We start from the raw sequence: 17,502 nt of genomic DNA, 5'->3' as shown, positions 1-17,502 counted from the left end.
ACGGAAAAAGGGCGCGAACCGATCCCGCGCCCTTCCCGTTTCGGACTGGTCAGCCTCAGGCCTTGAAGAAGGCCAGCATGTCGGCGTTCAGCACGTCGGCATTGACGGTCAGCATGCCGTGCGAATAGCCCTCGTAGACCTTCAGCGTGCCGTTCTTCAGAAGCTTGACGGCGAGCTTGGCGCTGTCGTCGATCGGCACGATCTGGTCGTCGTCGCCATGCATGACCAGCGTCGGCACGTCGATCGCCTTCAGGTCGTCGGTGAAGTCGGTCTCGGAGAAGGCCTTGATGCCTTCGTAATGGGCCTTGGCGCTGCCCATCATGCCCTGGCGCCACCAGTTGCGGATCGCGCCTTCGGAAACCTGCGCGCCCGGACGATTGAAGCCGTAGAACGGGCCAGAGGGAACATCGAGATAGAACTGCGCGCGGTTGGCGGCAAGGGCCGAGCGGAACCCGTCGAACACTTCCATCGGCAGGCCGCCGGGGTTGTTTTCGGTCTTGAGCATGATCGGCGGAACAGCGCCGACCATCACCAGCTTGGCGACGCGACCGGCGCCATGGCGGGCAACGTAAGCGGCGGCTTCCCCACCCCCGGTCGAATGACCGACATGGATGGCGTTCCTGAGGTCCAGCTTTTCGGTGAGTGCCGCGACGTCGGCCGAATAGTGGTCCATGTCGTGGCCGTCGGAAACCTGGGCGGAGCGGCCATGGCCGCGGCGGTCATGGGCAATCACGCGGTAGCCCTTGCCGACGAAATAGATCATCTGGGCATCCCAGTCGTCGCTCGACAGCGGCCAGCCGTGGTGGAACACGATCGGCTGGGCGTCCTTCGGGCCCCAGTCCTTGTAGAAGATGTCGACGCCGTCTGCGGTCTTCACGAAAGTCTCGGTCATGGCAAAACTCCTTCGGTTTCAATCCGGCACCCGGCCGGTCGGTCATTTAAATCGTTCACGATCTAATCGTGTGCGATCTATATGCACTTCTGTTTTCCGGATGTCAAGCGCTTGCGATTAAATCGTGCGCGATTATATATGTCACATGATGAACGAGCAAAAATCTCCCATGTCCGACACCACCACCGAACCCGAAAAAACGCCGCTCGACCTCGACACGTTCCTGTGCTTCGCGGTCTATTCCGCCGGCCATGCCTTCAACCAGATCTACCGCCCGCTTCTCGACGCGCTGGACCTCACCTATCCGCAGTATCTTGTCATGGTCACCCTATGGCAGCAGGATGACGTGACGGTGAAGGACATCGGCCGGACGCTCTTTCTGGAATCCAGCACGCTGACCCCGCTTTTGAAGCGACTGGAAGGGCTGGGCTATATCACCCGCACGCGCGACCCCGTCGACGAACGCCAGGTCCGCGTCCGCCTCACCGACACCGGCAAGGCGCTGAAGGCAACAGCCAAATCCATCCCCCCCTGCATCGGCACCGCCACCGGCCTCTCCCCCGAGACGCTACAGCGCCTGATCACCGATCTTTCGGCGACGCGGGATTCGATATTGGCGGCGGCGGAGTGAGGGGTTTGGCATGACGGCCTATACCAAGGCCGGCACAGCGCCCCTCCCGTCAGCCGAGACGCCCATCTTTCTCCAGCCTCATGCTGAGGTGCGCCGACGGCGCCTCGAAGCACGAGGCTGGCCGCTGGTGGTGCCCTGTCTTGCAAAATTTGAGGCTTGGCCCTGAGCGACGTTGGTTGGCTTGGCTTTGGATCCTCGGGTCATCCTCGGGTTAAACCCGAGGACGAGGATGACGACCGGATGAGGGGGCGACCGGTGCCACAAGAGGCCTCTAATCTGCGGCAACCTCTCTTGTGGCACCAACGTCCACCACACACTTCGTCATCCTCGGGCTTGACCCGAGGATCCATTCACGGCCCACCGTGCTCTCCGATCACGGATGGTAGTAAAAACCACGCCAATCCGGCTTCTTGCGGTCAGCCAACTGGGACTCCCAAAGCCCGCACCAACGCCGCACAAAATTATCTCCCAACAAAATCATACCCTTATAAAAACCGCCGAACGGGGTACCGGAAGGTACCACTATACTAACTAAACGAGGTGCCCCCGGTACCCCGTCCGCTTCCCCTTTGTTTCGAGTGACGGGGAAGACATTACAGGTGATGCCGAACCGGAGGGGGAGAGCCTCTGCGGGGTTTTGGGGTGCGCGGAATTTTTGTGAGAGGATGGAGAATGGGATTAAGGAGATGGATGGTGCAGCGACACTTGGAGACGACAGCGCATGCCCCTCATCCGCCTGCCGGCACCTTCTCCCCGCAGGCGGGGAGAAGGAGGATGGAGCGCCGGCGGTGCCACAAGTCCCTTCTCCCCGCGAGCGGGGAGAAGGTGGCGGCAGCCGGATGAGGGGCAGCGAAGATAGCCGCCGCCGCCGACCTCCCCCCTTGCGGAGGAGGATGGAAAATCGAAGGCTTGAGGTCAGCGCAAGCCGCCTAAACTTCAGATTTTCCCGGAGAGGGGCGCAGTTCCGTGTGCATCACCCTCACCGAGCCCCTCTCTTGCGAAATCTGAGGTTTGGCCCTGATCGGGCCAATTCCTCGATTTCGCTTTCTCCCCCGCAAGGGGGGAGATGGGGAAGCGGCGTGCCCCGCCACACCCTCGGCACGCCCTCATCCTGAGGCGCCCTCGCGAACGCGAGGGCCTCGAAGGATCATCGGAGGCACACCCCCGCACCACCAGCGGCCAGTCCCGATGCTGCGAGGCGCCTGCGGCGCACCTCAGCATGAGGCTGGAGAGAGGGCAGCAACGACCGCCTTGAGCTCTGGCGAAGGCGGGGTGGACTTGGCAGGCGCTCTGCCGCAAGGAGAAGCGGACATGACAAAGAGGCAGACGCGATGATTACGACGGAGAGGCTGGAGCTCAGGCGGCCGGACATGGAGGACTTCGAGGCCTATGCGGCGATGTGGTCGGATCCGGAGGTGTGGCGTCATATCTCGCCGAAGGGGTTTTCGCAGGAGGAAATCTGGGGACGGTTCCTGCGGCAGGCGGGCGGTTGGCATTACATGGGCTATGGCTATTTCACCGTGACCGAACGGGCGAGCGGCCGCCTGGTGGGACAGGTGGGGTTCCAGGATCTGAAACGGGACATCAAGCCGTCACTCGCGGGCACGCTGGAAGCGGGCTGGACCTTTCTTTCCGACGTCCGCGGACGAGGCTATGCCAGCGAGGCGGCGATGGCGCTGTTCGACTGGGGATCGGCAAACTTTGCCGGGCAACGGGCGACCGCGATCATTTCGCCCGAGAATAGCGCATCGCTGAAAATCGCCGGAAAAGTGGGGCTGAAACCTTTCGCACGCAGCAGCTATCACGAGAAGCCGGTGATCATGTTCGAGCGGGTGCTTTAGGACGCCATCATCCAAGGCAGGACAGCTGTGGAGCACCAGCCGCCGGTAGGATCCTTTGGCCAGAGGCCCCTACCCTTTGTCCATCTCGTCGATACTCACGATCAGCTTGCGCAGCAGGGCTGCGAGCGCCTCACGCTCCGTGGCGTCGAGGGGCGTCATGAAGCGGGACTCGTTTTCCATGTCGGCGCGGAAGGCCTTTTCGGCGAGGTCGCGGCCAGATTCGGTCAGGACCACCTCGACGCTTCGGCCGTCGCTTTGCGAACGTTCGCGGCGGACGAGGCCGGATTTTTCCAGACGGTCGAGCCGGTGGGTGAGTCCGCCGGAGGAGATCATCAAAAGGGCGTACATGTCGCTCGGCGTCAGGCGATAGGGCGGACCGGAGCGCAGCAAGGTGCCGATGACATCGAATTCGCCCCGATCGAGACCGAAGCTTGCGAAGGTGGCCTCGATCGACGGACGCACGAGGTTGACGAGCCTGTAGGCCCTGCCCAGGATCGCCATCGGGGCGGTATCAAGGTCCGGCAGCTCACTTGCCCATTGCCGGCGCAGACGATCGACATGATCCTCCGCCGCGCCGGAGACGGACCCCTTCTCTTCCTCCACCTGCAACTCCCTCAATTACCCAGCCGAAACATACACTTTGCGGCGGGAAAGGCCAAGATATCTTGGTGCGAAGATATTTGTCTTGACGAGAAGATAAATTGCGCAAATTATCTTCTCGCAAAGATATTTTGTCCGAGAGGAGAAGATCATGTTCAGCATCAGACGACATCAGGAGCCCGCCGCCGGGGCCAGCCGCACCGTCCGCTTCGAGGGACGGGAGCTCAGCGGGCCGGTTTCGCTGTTTCTTGTCGATGCGCCGCCCGGCCATGGCTCGGCGCTGCATGTGCATCCCTATGCGGAGACCTGGGTGGTGCGCAAAGGCGAGGTGGAATTCACCGTAGGAGAAGCCCGCACACGGGCCCTGCCGGGCGACATCGTGGTGGCGGCGGCTAATGTGCCGCACCGGTTCGAGAATATCGGCACGGAGCGGCTGGAGATCGTCTGCATCCATCCCGACGAGACGATCCGGCAGGAACTGGCCTAATCACGGGTAGGAGGAGAGAGACATGAGCAAGATGATTTTCGTGAACCTGCCGGCGAAGGACATCGCGGCGGCAACGCGGTTTTACGAGGCGATCGGCTGTGTGAAGAACGAACAGTTCAGCGACCACCAGACCGCGAACATGGTGTGGTCGGAGGCGATCTTCCTGCACCTTATGACACCCGCCTACTTCGCGACCTTCACATCCAAGCCGCTGGCCGATGCGCATGCGGCGACCGGCATGCTGCTGGCGCTGACGCTGGACAGCCGGGAGGCGGTGGACGCCATCGTCGAGGCGGCGGGCGCCAACGGGGGCAAGGCCGATCCGACGCCGGCGAAGGATATAGGCTGGATGTACAACCGGACTTTCGAAGACCCCGACGGCCACGTGTTCGAGGCGGTCTGGGCCGACATGGCGGCGATGGGCTGAGGCGGACCAGCCGACCCAGCCCAGGCGCGCCGGTCAGGCGGCCTTGGCGCCTTCGCCGTAGGGATCGAAGCGGCCGTAGAAGGTTTCGCCCCTGGCCGCCATCTCCTTGAGCAGAGGCGTCGGCTCGAAGTGGTCGCCGTACTCCTTCGCGAGGCGTTCGCAGAGGCTTACGAAGGTCTTCACGCCCATGCCGTCGATGTAGGACAGCGTGCCGCCGGTATAGGGGGCGAAACCGAAGCCGAGGATGGAGCCGACATCGGCCTCGCGCGGATCGGTGACGATGCCCTCCTCCATGGTGCGGGCCGCTTCCAGCGCGATGGTGACGAGCAGGCGTTGCTTCAACACCTCTATATCGACATCGGCGGGGTTCTTCTGCGGGTAGAGGTCCTTGAGGCCCGGCCACAGGAACTTCTTCGCCGGCTTGGCGGGATATTCGTAGAAGCCCTTGCCGTTCTTGCGGCCGCGACGGTCGAGCTCGTCGACCATCTTGTCGATGAGCGTCATGTGTCCAGGCTTGACCGAGGCCTCGCCCAGATCGGCGATCGAGGCGCGCATGATCTTCTGGGAAAGATCGACCGCGACCTCGTCGTTGAGCGAGAGCGGGCCGACCGGCATGCCGGCGAACTTGGCGGCGTTCTCGATCATGACCGCCGGCACGCCCTCGGCCAGCATGTCATAGGCCTCGTTGATGTAGCGGAAGACGCAGCGGTTGACGTAGAAGCCGCGCGTGTCGTTGACGACGATGGGGGTCTTCTTGATCGCCGCGACGTAATCGAGCGCGACGGCCAGCGCCTTGTCGCCGGTGTCCTTGCCGAGGATGACCTCGGTCAGCATCATCTTCTCGACCGGCGAGAAGAAGTGCACGCCGATGAACTGGGCCGGGCGCTTGGAGTTCTCAGCCAGACCCGTGATCGGCAGTGTCGAGGTGTTGGAGGCGAAGATCGACGTTTCGGGCAGCACGGCCTCGACCTTCTCGATCACGTCCTTCTTGACATTGCGGTCCTCGAACACCGCCTCGATGACGAGATCGGCGTCCTTCAGGGAATTGTAGTCGTCGCTGGGCGTGATGAGGGAAAGCAGCTTCTCGCCCTCCTCCTTGGTCATCCTGCCTTTACCAATGGAGCCCGTGACGAGGCCTTCGGAGACTGTCTTGCCCTTACCGGCAGCCTCCATGTCGCGGTCGATCAGGACGACCGGAATGCCGGCGGCGGCGGTGACATAGGCGATCGAGGCGCCCATGAAGCCGGCGCCGACGACGCCGACCTTCTTCAGCTCCGTCTTCTCGACGCCAGCCGGACGGCGGGCGCCCTTGCCGAGTTCCTGCATCGAGACGAAAAGCGAGCGGATCATCGAGAAGGCTTCGGTGGTCTGCAGGATCTGGGTGAAGTAACGCTGCTCGATGCGCAGACCGGTGTCGAACGGGACCTGCAGGCCCTCGTAGACGCTTTTCAGGATGGCGAGTGCCGCAGGATAGTTGCCGGCGGTTTCACGGCGCAGGATGGCGGAGGCGGCCGGCCAGAGCTGGGCCGCGGCCGGCGTCCAGATGCCGCCGCCGGGGGCCTTGAAGCCCTTCTCGTCCCAGGGGGCGACGGGCTTCAGCCCGTTCTTGATCATCTGTTTCGCGGCCGGGATCAGTTGGTCCGGTTCGACGACCTCATGGACGAGGTTCATGGCCTTGGCGCGGGCGGCGGTGAGGCTGGAGCCCGTCGTCATCATCTGCAGGGCATCCTGCGCATTGGCAAGGCGCGGTACGCGCTGGGTGCCGCCGGCGCCGGGGAAGATGCCGACCTTGACCTCGGGCAGCGCCAGCTTGACGGACTTGGCATTGGAGGCGACGCGGCCATGGCAGGCAAGCGACAGTTCGAAGGCGCCGCCCATGCAGGTGCCGTTGATGGCGGAAACCCAAGGCTTACCGTTCAACTCGATCTTGCGCCAGAGCCATGTCATGCGACCGGCGGCGTCGAAGAGCTTCTTCACGGCGCCGGCGGGGTCCTTGGTGCGCTCCTCCTCAATCATCGAGAACATGCCCTTGAGCATGGTCAGGTCAGCGCCGCCGGAGAAGGTCTTCTTGCCCGACGTGAAGACCACGCCCTTGACCTTGTCGTCGGCGACGGTCTCGTCGACGATCCGGTCGATCTCGTCCATCACCTCGACGGTGAAGACGTTCATCGACTTGTCGGGCATGTCCCAGGTGACGAGAGCAATGCCGTCTGCGTCGGTTTCGATGGTGAAATTCTTGTAGGTCATAGCTTTTCTCCTCCCGACGATCAGACGCGTTCGATGACGGTGGCCGTGCCCATGCCGGCGCCGATGCAGAGCGTGACGAGGGCGGTGTTCAGGTCGCGGCGTTCCAGTTCGTCGAGCACGGTGCCGAGGATCATGGCGCCGGTGGCGCCGAGCGGGTGGCCCATGGCGATGGCGCCGCCGGCGACGTTCATCTTCGAATGGTCGATCTCGAAACGCTGCATGAAGCGCAGGACGACCGCGGCGAAGGCTTCGTTCAATTCGAACAGGTCGAAGTCGGAAATCTTCATGCCGGTGCGGGCAAGCAGCTTTTCGGTGACGTCGACCGGGCCGGTGAGCATCAGAGCCGGGTCGGAGCCGATATTGGTGAAAGCGCGGATGCGGGCGCGGGGTTTCAGGCCCATGGCCTCGCCACCGGCCTTGGAGCCGACCAGCACGGCGGCGGCACCATCGACGATGCCTGAGGAGTTGCCGGCATGGTGGACATAGCTGATGCGCTCGACTTCCGGGTGGGCCTGGATGGCGACGGCATCGAAGCCACCCATCTCGCCCGGCATCTGGAACGAGGGCTGGAGGCTTGCCAGCGACTGCATGTCGGTGCCGGGGCGCATGTGCTCGTCGCGGTCGAGGATCACGAGGCCGTTGACGTCCTTTACCGGAATCACGGACTTTGCGAAATTGCCCTTGGCCCAGGATTCGCCGGCGCGCTTCTGGCTTTCGACAGCATAGGCGTCGACGTCGTCGCGGTTAAAGCCATATTTGGTGGCGATCAGGTCAGCGGAGACACCCTGCGGCATGAAGTAGGCGGGGAAGTTGACGGACGGGTCCATGTACCAGGCGCCGCCGGACATGCCCATACCGACGCGGGACATGCTCTCGACACCACCAGCGATGACGATGTCGTCGGAGCCGGCCTTGACCTTGCCGGCGGCGAGGTTGATGGCGTCGAGGCCCGAGGCGCAGAAGCGGGAGATCTGCATGCCCGGCGCCTTGAAATCGTAACCGGCTTCGAAGGCGGCGGCTTTGGGGATGACGGCGCCGGCTTCCATGACCGGATCGACGCAGCCGAAGATGATGTCGTCCACGGCCTTGGTATCAAGGCCGTTGCGGTCGCGCAGGGCTTCCAGCGTCTTTGCCGCAAGGCGGGGCGTCGGCACCTCGTGCAGCGAACCGTCCTTCTTGCCGCGCCCGCGGGGGGTGCGCACGTGATCGTAGATGAAGGCGTCTGTCATTGGTTTCTCTCCCTTGCTGGCAACCGGGTTGCCTTGGAATTCTCTTGCTTCCGCCAGTTCGACTGGCCCTACCCCTTGCGGCAATGCCCCCTCACTTGCGATTTCTAACACTTAGCTGACGCTAAGATGTTGAAATCGCTTTCTCTCCCACAAGGGGAGAGCCAAGCTCGCCGCCGGTGCGGCGCTCCCTCTCCCCTTGTGGGAGAGGTTACAAAATCGGCAGCTTAGCGTCAGCTAAGTGCCAGATTTTGTTGGTGAGGGGTCACCACCTCAAAACGCTTCCGCGGCCATTTCCATCATGGTGTCGGCGCCGGTTTCGATGCGGGTCTTGCGCAGCGCCGTTTCGGGCATGATGCGCTCCATGTAGAAGCGGCCGGTCAGAAGCTTGTTCTGGTAGAAGTCGGCATCGCCGGTGCCGGCGGCAAGGGCTTCGTTGGCGGATTTTGCCATCTTTGCCCACATGTAACCGAGCACGACGAGGCCGAAGAGGTGCATGTAGTCCGTGGAGCCGGCGCCGGCATTGTCTGGCTTGGCCATGGCGTTCTGCATGAACCACATGGTCGAGGCCTGGAGGTCGTTCAGGCCCTTCTTCAGCCCCTTGGTGTAGACCACCATCTTCTCGTCTCCGCGGTTTTCCTCGCAGAAGGCGCCAATCTCGTTGAAGAGGGCCATGACGGCGCGGCCGCCGTTCAGCCCGAGCTTGCGGCCGACGAGATCAAGCGCCTGGATGCCGTTGGCGCCCTCGTAGATCATGGCGATGCGGGCATCACGCACGTACTGGCTCATGCCCCATTCCTCGATGTAGCCGTGGCCGCCATAGACCTGCTGGGCCATGACGGCATGGTCGAAGCCCTTGTCGGTCAGCACGCCCTTGAGGATCGGGGTCATCAGGCCGAGCAGGTCGTCGGCCGTCTGCTTCTCCTTCTCGTCACCGGAGCGATGGGCGATGTCGGACTGGAGCGCGGTCCAGAGCGTGAAGGCACGACCGGCTTCGGTGAAGGCCTTGATGGTCAGCAATGAGCGACGGATGTCCGGGTGGACGATGATCGGATCGGCCTTCTTGTCGGACGCCTTGACGCCTGACAGCGAGCGGCCCTGGATGCGCTCGCGGGCATAGTTGGCGGCGTTCTGGTAGGCGATTTCGGCGATCGACAGGCCCTGCAGGCCAACGCCGAGCCGCGCCTCGTTCATCATGACGAACATGGCAGCCAGACCCTTGTTCTCGGCGCCGATCAGGTATCCGGTCGCCTCGTCATAATTCATCACGCAGGTGGCATTGCCGTGGATGCCCATCTTGTGCTCGATGGCGCCGCAGGTCACGCCATTGCGGGCGCCGACGGAGCCATCCGCGCCGACCATGAACTTCGGTACGATAAAGAGCGAAATGCCCTTGGTGCCCTCCGGCGCGCCCTCGATGCGGGCGAGAACGAGATGGATGATGTTGTCCGTCATCGTGTGCTCGCCGGCGGAGATGAAGATCTTCTGGCCGGAAATCTTGTAGGAGCCGTCACCGTTCGGCACCGCCTTGGTGCGCAGCAGGCCGAGATCGGTGCCGCAATGGGGTTCAGTGAGGTTCATGGTGCCGGACCAGGTGCCCTCGACCATCTTCGGCAGATAGGTGGCCTTCTGTTCCTCCGAGCCGTGGACGAGGATCGCGGCGATCGCGCCCTGGGTCAGACCCGGATACATCATCAACGCCATGTTGGCGGACGACATGTATTCGCCGACGGCGGAATGGAGCGTGTAGGGCAGTCCCTGCCCCCCGTATTCGGCGGGCACGGCAAGGCCCAGCCAGCCGCCCTGGCAATAGGCGTCGTAGGCTTCCTTGAAGCCCTTCGGCACGGTGACCGTGGCATCGTCGTGGCGGGTGCAGCCTTCCTGGTCGCCGGACAGATTGACCGGGAACAGCTGTTCCTCGGCGAGTTTCGCCGCCTCACCGACGATCGCCTCGATCATGTCGGGGGTCGCATCCTCGAAGCCGGGCAGGTTGTGATAGCGGTCGATGCCGAGGACGTTGTTCAGGACGAAAAGCGTGTCGTTCACCGGGGCCTTGTAGACAGGCATGGGTCATCTTCCTCCAAGACGTATCGCCGGCGGGCCGGCCAGATCATGCTTCCAATAAATATTGACGTTTGCGTAAACGTCAATGGAAAAGTTTCCCGATCCGACCTCCCCAGCCGCATCCACGCGAGCCCCTTCCCACCAGTCATCATGGCGGACGCGCTTCTACAATTCGTTAAAAATTTTTTAGATCGCTTAACGCGTTGTTTACCACGTTTCGTGAATTGTTGCCGATGAAACACGACGCGGCGAAGCATGCCGGGCCGAGCCACCGGACGCGAGCCGGCTCACCCCGCAAGCCAGCGTACCGCAAGACCAAATGGCCGGCGGATGATCCCCGGAACCGTCGAAGCGAGCAGCAGAATGAACCGATCGCGATCTCACCCACCCCGCGCGGACAAGACGTCTTCACTCGACGCGCTCAGCCGGACGATCGAAGGACTGGAAGCTCGAATCGAGGGGCTGATGACCAGCACGTCGACACGCGGGCCGATGCCGGCGCGCGACGATGCGCCCTTGCGCGGACGCGCAGCACCGATGCGGGCGGATCGCTTCGACCCGCTGCAGGAAATCCGCGAGCGGCAGAGAGCGCTTGAAGCGTCGCGCCATCGCTCCTCGGAAAACCGCATGGCGCCGCCGCGTCGAGAGACCCCTGCGACCCGCGAGGAGGCGCCGCTTGCCGATATCACGCAGGCGCTGCTCACCCTGCGGCAGGAACTGAAAGCCGATCTCTCCGACAACCTCGCCCGCGAACTGCGCGACGTGCGTCAGGAACTGCGCGACCTGAAGTCGATCGCGACCACACATACACCCGACGAGGATCTGCGCGCCGATATGAACCGGCTGGCACAAAGCATCGGCCGGCTCGAACCGGCGGCCGGGACATCCGGCAATGCGCTGCGGCGCGAATTCGAAGAGCTGCGCTCGCTGATGGACGGCCTGGCACGCGAGGACTCGGTCCGTGGCATCGAGGGACGGCTGGAGAGCCTGGACGGCGAACTGCTGCAGGACGAACTCGGCCGGCTGGCCATGCGGCTCGACGACATCAAGACCCAGATCGGCGGCCTTGGCGATAATCGCGCGATCCGCTCGGTCGAGGACAAGCTGCTAACGGTGGCGAAAGCGCTGGAGCAGATCGGATCGCACATGGATCCGGGCGAGCAGCGGCTGCAGGAACAGTTTGCCGGCCTCGACCTCAGGCTCGATGAGATCAGCCGCGCGATCGTGGCAAGCAATCGCGGCAGCTCCGCGCCGGTCGATACGCGGGCAATGGAGCGGATCGAAGACCGGATCGCGGCACTGGCCCGCCAGATCGACACCCTTTTCAGCGAGCCGCCGGCACGCGACAGCGGCGTCGACGAGATGGCGCGGAGGCTCGACCTGCTGGCCGACCGGGTCGAGGAACTGGCGAGCGATGGCGCAGCCGGCCGGCTCGAGGAACGGCTCGACCATCTGGCGCAACTGCTGCAAAAGCCACAACAGCATACGGCGCAGCCGGATCTGGCCGATGCGCTCTACGACATTTCGCGCAAGATCGACGCGCTCGAAACCGGCGCCGTCAACGATCAGCTTGCCGAACGGCTCGAGCGGCTGGCACGCGTCATCGAGGGACTGGAAGAACGCACGGCGCAACCGGCGCCGGCCGACGACCGGTTGCTGCGAAGCCTGGACGACCGGCTGGCCATGATCGCCGAGCGGCTTGATGACACCCTGCGGGCGCCGGCACAGGACAGCGAGGCGCTTCGCGGCCTCGAGGACCAGATTGCCCATCTCTCAAGCCTCTTCAACGGCGCCTCACCCAACCTCGCCGAAGGCGGCGGTGAACTGACCGGGCGTATCACGGCGCTTGAAGACTATGTGGCGACGAGCGACGAGTACATCATCGAGGCGGCCCGCCAGGCAGCCGAAGCCGTGATGGCGAACTATGCGCAGTCCGGTCGTGGCGGAAGCGCGCCGACAGGTGCGGACGCCGAGACCGTCGCGGCCCTTGCCGACAGCCTGAAGCATCTGCAGGACATCAGCCGCAACACCGAGGAACGCAGCCACCGGACGCTGGAAAGCCTGCAATCGACCCTGCTCGACATCGCGGACCGCCTGGAAAAGCTCGACCGCGAGCCGATGGCGGCATCACACGTGGCGGCAAACCCGGTTCCGCCACAGCCGGCGATGGCTTTTGCAGGTGGCGCGCCGGAGGGCCGGCCGCAGCAGGAAGCAACGGCATTTGCCCTTGACAACGAACCGCTGGACCTTCTCGCCGACGATGGCGTGCACACGGACGCGGAGCCCCGCGCACCGTCAAAACCCAGCCTGCTCGCCGGGCTCGGCAAGCGGCTGATACCTGGCCGCAAGAAGGACGATGGCGCGCTCGCGGCGCGGCAGATGGTGGAGCCATCGCCGTCCATCGATCCCGCAGACGTGCTGCCGTCGGACGAGGCCAACGAACTGATCGAACCCGGTTCCGGAGCGCCTGATGTGCGCAAGATCCTGGAACGGGTGCGCGCGTCCAAGGCCCGTGGCGGCGAGGCCGGCTCCCTGCCACCGCTCGCCGAGGGCGACCGCGCGGACTATATCGCAGCAGCGCGTCGCGCGGCACAGGCGGCAGCCATCGAGGCGAGCCAGACACCGGGGGTCGCAGGCGAAAAGCCTGCCGGCGGCAGTGGCGGAGCGTCGATGTTGTCGCGCTATCGCCGGCCGATCCTGATGGCGGCGGGCGCGATTCTGCTGGTCGTCATGGCGATGCCGCTGGTGCGCACGCTGACGAAGGGCGCCAGCGCTCCTCAGCCGACCATCGAGACGACAACCAAACAAACCGATGTGGCACCGGCGACGGTGCCGGAGCCGCAAGCAACAGCGCCCGCCGCACCGCTTGCAGCGCCGACTGAAGAGAGCCCTACGGACGAAAGCAGCCGGCTGGTCGAACCACCAGGCGCTAATGATCCCGCAATCGCCACGCTTGCCGCTCCGAGCGAGACCGGAGAGGTTTCGGCCGGAGAGACGAATGTCGGCCAGGACGACATGACGGTCGCACCGCTGGCAGAGCCGGCGCCGGCAACCGATAGCCTGACGGCCGACACCGCACCGGACGGAGGCGAGTCCGAAGCCGCCGCATCGACCCCGCCGGCTTCGCCAACCTACGAAGTTCCGGCATCCATCACGCCGCCGTCGCTGGCCAAGGCGGCCGCCGATGGCGATCCGAAGGCGTTGTTCGAGATCGGCGCGCGCTACACCGAAGGCCACGGCGGACTGGGCACCGACCTCGCGCAAGCCGCGCTTTGGTACGAGCGCTCGGCGGAGAAGGATTTCGCGCCGGCACAATACCGGCTGGCGAACCTTTACGAAAAGGGCACGGGCGTTAAGCGCGACATGGAACAGGCGCGCCAGCTCTATGAGATGGCCGCCGCGAAGGGCAATGCGAGTGCCATGCATAACCTTGCCGTGCTCTATGCCAACGGCAGCATGGGTGAGCAGGACTATGCCAAGGCGGCCGAATGGTTCGGCAAGGCGGCCGAGTTCGGCGTGGCCGACAGCCAGTTCAACCTCGCTATCCTTTATGCGCGCGGCAATGGCATTCCGCAGGATCTGGAAGCCTCCTACAAATGGTTCGCGATCGCCGCACGCGACGGCGACAAGGATGCCGCCCAGAAGCGGGATGACGTGGCGAACGCCATGAAGCCGGAACAGCTGGAACGCGCCAAGGCGCAGGTCGAGAGTTTCAAGGTCCGTCCGCTCGACGTCGATGCCAATGCCGTTGACCTGCCGGACGAATGGGTCGGCAAGGGTACGAAGACGGCCAGCGTCGACATGAGCAAGGTAATCCGCAACGTTCAGGCGATTCTCGGCAATAACGGCTTCGACGCCGGGCCTGCCGATGGCGTTATGGGGGCGAAAACCGTCGCTGCGATCAAAGCCTTCCAGAAATCGATCGGCCAGAAGGAAACAGGCAAAATCGACGATGCCCTGGTGACCGAACTGCTGGCGCGCAACAAGTGACGCCAGCGTCATAAAAGGTCTAAAATCGGGCCTTATCGACGACACCAGAATTGACTCACGCGCCCCGGGGGCGCATGACGAAAACCAACGCAAAGCCAAGCACGCCAAAGGCTTGGGTGTTTTCGCCAACTGCTCCCGAAGGCCATGGCACGGCCCCGATGGAGCAGGTCTCCGCTGCGGCCAATCACATATCGGGGCCCGATCGTGACAATCTATCTGCCGATCGCAGAATTGTCTGTAAACGTATTCATCATCCTCGGGATGGGTGCGGCTGTCGGATTCCTGTCCGGCATGTTCGGCGTGGGCGGTGGCTTCCTGATCACGCCGCTCCTGATCTTCTACAACATTCCGCCCGTCGTGGCGGTTGCGACCGGCGCGAACCAGGTTGTCGCGTCATCGGTATCAGGCGCGATCACGCATTTCCGGCGTGGCACGCTAGACATCAAGCTTGGACTCGTTTTGCTCGCCGGCGGCCTGGTCGGCGCCACCGCTGGCGTCGGCATCTTCTCGTGGCTCAGACGCCTCGGCCAGCTCGACCTGATCATTTCGCTGCTCTACGTCGTCTTCCTCGGCACGATCGGCTCGCTGATGCTGATGGAAAGCCTGAGAGCCCTGCGGCGGGCGGCGAACAACCAGCCGATCAACCTGAAGCGGCCGGGCCAGCACAACTGGGTGCACCGCTTGCCCTTCAAGATGCGGTTCAAGAAATCGAAGATCTACCTGAGCGTCATCCCGGTGATCGCGCTCGGCTTCGGCATCGGCATCCTGACCTCGGTCATGGGCGTGGGCGGCGGCTTCATCATGGTGCCGGCGATGATCTACCTGCTGCGTATTCCCACCAATGTCGTCGTCGGAACCTCACTGTTCCAGATCATCTTCGTGACGGCCTACACGACCGTCGTGCAGGCGATGACCAACTATTCCGTCGATGTGGTGCTTGCCTTCATCCTGATGATCGCGGGCGTGATCGGGGCGCAATATGGTGTCAGGGTGGGCCAAAGGCTGCGCGGCGAGCAGTTGCGCGCACTGCTCGGGCTTTTGGTCCTTGCTGTTGGCCTGCGTCTGGCGATCGAGCTTGTCATCACTCCGGAGGACCTGTTCTCCGTTGCCGTGGGGAGCTTCGCCAACTGATGCGCCCTCTCGTTTCCCTCCTTGCCGGCCTGATATTCTGCGCCACCTCGGCAATGGCGCAGAGCCCGCTGACGCCGAGCGTCGACGGCACGGAAGGACTGGATATCGGCACCTCGACCAGCGAAATCGCCATCACCTCCGACTTTCGCGGCGCGGACCTGACGATCTTCGGCGCGCTGACGAATCCGGACACGCTGCTGCTTGCGATCGGGCAATACGACGTGATCGTGACGCTGGAAGGACCGCGGGCCGACGCCACCGTGCGGCAGAAGGAACGGATTTTCGGTATCTGGATCAACCGCTATTCGATGACGTTCGAGCGTCCGCCGGAATCCTATTCGCTCGCCAGCACCCGGCCGGTGGAGGATATCGCCGACCAGCAGGTGCTGAACCAGCTGGGCGTCGGGCTGAACCATATTCCGTTGACGCCGGTCGGCTACTTTTCCAGCACCAACAGCCTGGGTGACTTTCGCGAGGCCTATCGCCGGCTCAAGCAGAGCGGCGGGCTCTACCAGAGCGAGACGAACGGTGTACGCTTTGTCTCCTCCAGCCTGTTCAAGGCAACGCTGCGGCTGCCGGCGAACATTCCGGACGGAGTGCATATCGTTCACGCCTATCTGTTCAAGAGCGGCGAATTCATTACCCAGAAGGAACTGCCGCTCAGGGTGATCAAGACAGGTCTCGAACAGACCATCACCGAGGCGGCGCATCAGAGCCCGCTCGGCTATGGATTGTTTTCGGTGATGCTGGCGCTGATCACCGGTTGGGGAGCAAGCGTGCTGTTCCGCAAGGACTGATCAGCCGGCGGCGTCCTGGCGCGCCTTGACCTCGAGATAGGCATCGGTGAGTCGCGCCAGCGCCGAGGGATTGCCTGCAGGCAATGGTTTGCCGAGATGCAGATCGCGCAACTCGTCCATGAACTCGTTCCAGAACGAACGCCCACCGTTTTCAAGCAATTCGGCGCGGATCGCGAGGTCTTCCGAGACCGGCCTGAAGCGGCGTCCCCAGGCGCCCATCTCGGCGAGCAGCGGGACCAGCGCAATCGACATCTCGGTCAGGCTGTAGAGCGCCTTCTGTCGGTGCGAGGGATCGTCCTCGCGCGTCAGCATTCCGGACTCGACCAGCCGCTTCAGCCGGTCGGCGAGAATGTTGGAGGCAATGCCCTCCTCCGAATTGCGCAGGATCTCGCGGAAATGGCGGCGATTGCCAAACATCACGTCGCGGATGACGATCAGGCTCCAGCGGTCGCCCAGCACTTCGAGCGTGAGATTGATGGGGCAACCGGAGCGGTGTTCCTCAATCGTTTTCGCCATCATCGGATCGCCCTCGGCGCCATTTCGACGAGCGTGGCGGCGGCGGCGCCGGCGGTTTCCATATAGCTCGGATCGCGATTGAGGAGAACGACGGCGAAAGCGCCATCGATCAGCAGCACCATCTGGCGGGCCAGTGCGCGCGGCTCCCTGATGCCATCTTGCTCAAAGAGACCGCACAGCCAATCTTCAAGCCTCTGCTTGTGGGCCTTGCCTAAGACAATCGCCGGATGACCGGGTAGATTGGCGAGTTCTGCAGCGGTACGCAGGAAGCCGCAGCCTTTCCATTTTTCGTGGCGCGCGGCCCGGGAGAGACCGTGAAACAGGGCGCGAATGCGCTCCGGCAGCGGTCCTTCGGCTTCCGCATACCAGCGCTGGAACCAGGCGAAGTTCGGCCGGTCGCGGCCTTCCAGATAGGCAGCGACGAGATCGTCCTTGCTCTCGAAATGGTAGTAGAGCGTGCGCTTGGTGACTCCGGCCTCGCCGGCGATGGCATCGACGCTGACGCGCCTTATGCCCTCGTCGTAGAAGAGCTTGGCAGCGGCGGCGATGATACGGTCGCGAGTTGAGGTCGATGGCATGTCCATGTGGTCAATGTATACCGACCAGTGAGTGTCCACAACGGCGCGAAGTTGCTAAGCCTCGGTGGCTGACAG

General features: G+C 63.6%; 14 protein-coding genes. 7 read left to right on the top strand and 7 right to left on the bottom strand.

All coding sequences use genetic code 11. The features are described from left to right. Positions 1–55 precede the first annotated feature (55 nt). Positions 56–892, bottom strand: coding sequence for an alpha/beta hydrolase (locus J5J09_RS03965; protein ID WP_208548394.1), 837 nt, complete (start codon positions 890–892; stop codon positions 56–58). Positions 893–1,061: 169 nt separating this feature from the next. Between J5J09_RS03965 and J5J09_RS03960 the strand changes: the two genes are divergently transcribed. Together J5J09_RS03960 and J5J09_RS03955 are read left to right on the top strand one after the other, a co-directional pair. After that, on the top strand, positions 1,062–1,523 hold the full coding sequence (locus tag J5J09_RS03960) for a MarR family transcriptional regulator (protein WP_208548393.1): 462 nt from the start codon (positions 1,062–1,064) through the stop codon (positions 1,521–1,523). 1,331 nt (positions 1,524–2,854) lie between these two features. Next, positions 2,855–3,364: a GNAT family N-acetyltransferase gene (locus J5J09_RS03955; RefSeq protein WP_208548392.1), complete on the top strand. Its 510-nt coding sequence runs from the start codon at positions 2,855–2,857 to the stop codon at positions 3,362–3,364. A gap of 69 nt (positions 3,365–3,433) precedes the next feature. Here J5J09_RS03955 and J5J09_RS03950 read toward each other — a convergent pair whose 3' ends face one another. After that, positions 3,434–3,967: a MarR family transcriptional regulator gene (locus J5J09_RS03950; RefSeq protein WP_348646413.1), complete on the bottom strand. Its 534-nt coding sequence runs from the start codon at positions 3,965–3,967 to the stop codon at positions 3,434–3,436. A 148-nt stretch (positions 3,968–4,115) separates the two neighbouring features. On the opposite strand from J5J09_RS03950, the gene J5J09_RS03945 reads away from it, so the two are divergent. Then, the gene (locus tag J5J09_RS03945; RefSeq protein ID WP_208548390.1) at positions 4,116–4,451 is read left to right on the top strand and encodes a cupin domain-containing protein; all 336 of its coding nucleotides are present in this window, start codon (positions 4,116–4,118) and stop codon (positions 4,449–4,451) included. A 22-nt stretch (positions 4,452–4,473) separates the two neighbouring features. After that, positions 4,474–4,878, top strand: coding sequence for a VOC family protein (locus J5J09_RS03940; RefSeq protein WP_208548389.1), 405 nt, complete (start codon positions 4,474–4,476; stop codon positions 4,876–4,878). A gap of 33 nt (positions 4,879–4,911) precedes the next feature. Here J5J09_RS03940 and J5J09_RS03935 read toward each other — a convergent pair whose 3' ends face one another. The 3 genes from J5J09_RS03935 to J5J09_RS03925 all read right to left on the bottom strand — a co-directional run bounded on the left by J5J09_RS03935 (position 4,912) and on the right by J5J09_RS03925 (position 10,418). Then, the gene (locus J5J09_RS03935) at positions 4,912–7,125 is read right to left on the bottom strand and encodes an FAD-dependent oxidoreductase (protein ID WP_208548388.1); all 2,214 of its coding nucleotides are present in this window, start codon (positions 7,123–7,125) and stop codon (positions 4,912–4,914) included. A 20-nt stretch (positions 7,126–7,145) separates the two neighbouring features. Beyond that, positions 7,146–8,354, bottom strand: a complete 1,209-nt coding sequence (locus tag J5J09_RS03930; RefSeq protein ID WP_208548387.1) for an acetyl-CoA C-acetyltransferase — start codon at positions 8,352–8,354, stop codon at positions 7,146–7,148. A 270-nt stretch (positions 8,355–8,624) separates the two neighbouring features. Continuing rightward, positions 8,625–10,418: an acyl-CoA dehydrogenase C-terminal domain-containing protein gene (locus J5J09_RS03925; RefSeq protein ID WP_208548386.1), complete on the bottom strand. Its 1,794-nt coding sequence runs from the start codon at positions 10,416–10,418 to the stop codon at positions 8,625–8,627. Positions 10,419–10,778: 360 nt separating this feature from the next. On the opposite strand from J5J09_RS03925, the gene J5J09_RS03920 reads away from it, so the two are divergent. From J5J09_RS03920 to J5J09_RS03910, 3 genes are all read left to right on the top strand, one after another. Then, on the top strand, positions 10,779–14,405 hold the full coding sequence (locus tag J5J09_RS03920; RefSeq protein ID WP_208548385.1) for a peptidoglycan-binding protein: 3,627 nt from the start codon (positions 10,779–10,781) through the stop codon (positions 14,403–14,405). A 204-nt stretch (positions 14,406–14,609) separates the two neighbouring features. Further along, on the top strand, positions 14,610–15,536 hold the full coding sequence (locus J5J09_RS03915; protein ID WP_208548384.1) for a sulfite exporter TauE/SafE family protein: 927 nt from the start codon (positions 14,610–14,612) through the stop codon (positions 15,534–15,536). Continuing rightward, a complete protein-coding gene (locus J5J09_RS03910) occupies positions 15,536–16,333 on the top strand; it encodes a TIGR02186 family protein (protein ID WP_208548383.1) in 798 nt (265 codons plus the stop codon). The genes J5J09_RS03915 and J5J09_RS03910 overlap by 1 nt, the downstream gene beginning before the upstream one ends. Here J5J09_RS03910 and J5J09_RS03905 read toward each other — a convergent pair whose 3' ends face one another. Together J5J09_RS03905 and J5J09_RS03900 are read right to left on the bottom strand one after the other, a co-directional pair. After that, the gene (locus J5J09_RS03905; protein ID WP_208548382.1) at positions 16,334–16,849 is read right to left on the bottom strand and encodes a helix-turn-helix domain-containing protein; all 516 of its coding nucleotides are present in this window, start codon (positions 16,847–16,849) and stop codon (positions 16,334–16,336) included. Continuing rightward, positions 16,849–17,427: a TetR/AcrR family transcriptional regulator gene (locus J5J09_RS03900; RefSeq protein ID WP_208548381.1), complete on the bottom strand. Its 579-nt coding sequence runs from the start codon at positions 17,425–17,427 to the stop codon at positions 16,849–16,851. Before J5J09_RS03900 ends, J5J09_RS03905 begins: the two co-directional genes overlap by 1 nt. Between the last annotated feature and the right edge of the window lie 75 nt (positions 17,428–17,502).

The sequence above is a fragment of the Ciceribacter sp. L1K22 genome (genome assembly GCF_017599385.1).
Lineage (GTDB): Bacteria > Pseudomonadota > Alphaproteobacteria > Rhizobiales > Rhizobiaceae > Allorhizobium.
The sequence above is the reverse complement of the archived record's forward strand: the minus strand, read 5'-3'. Positions and strand labels throughout refer to the sequence as shown.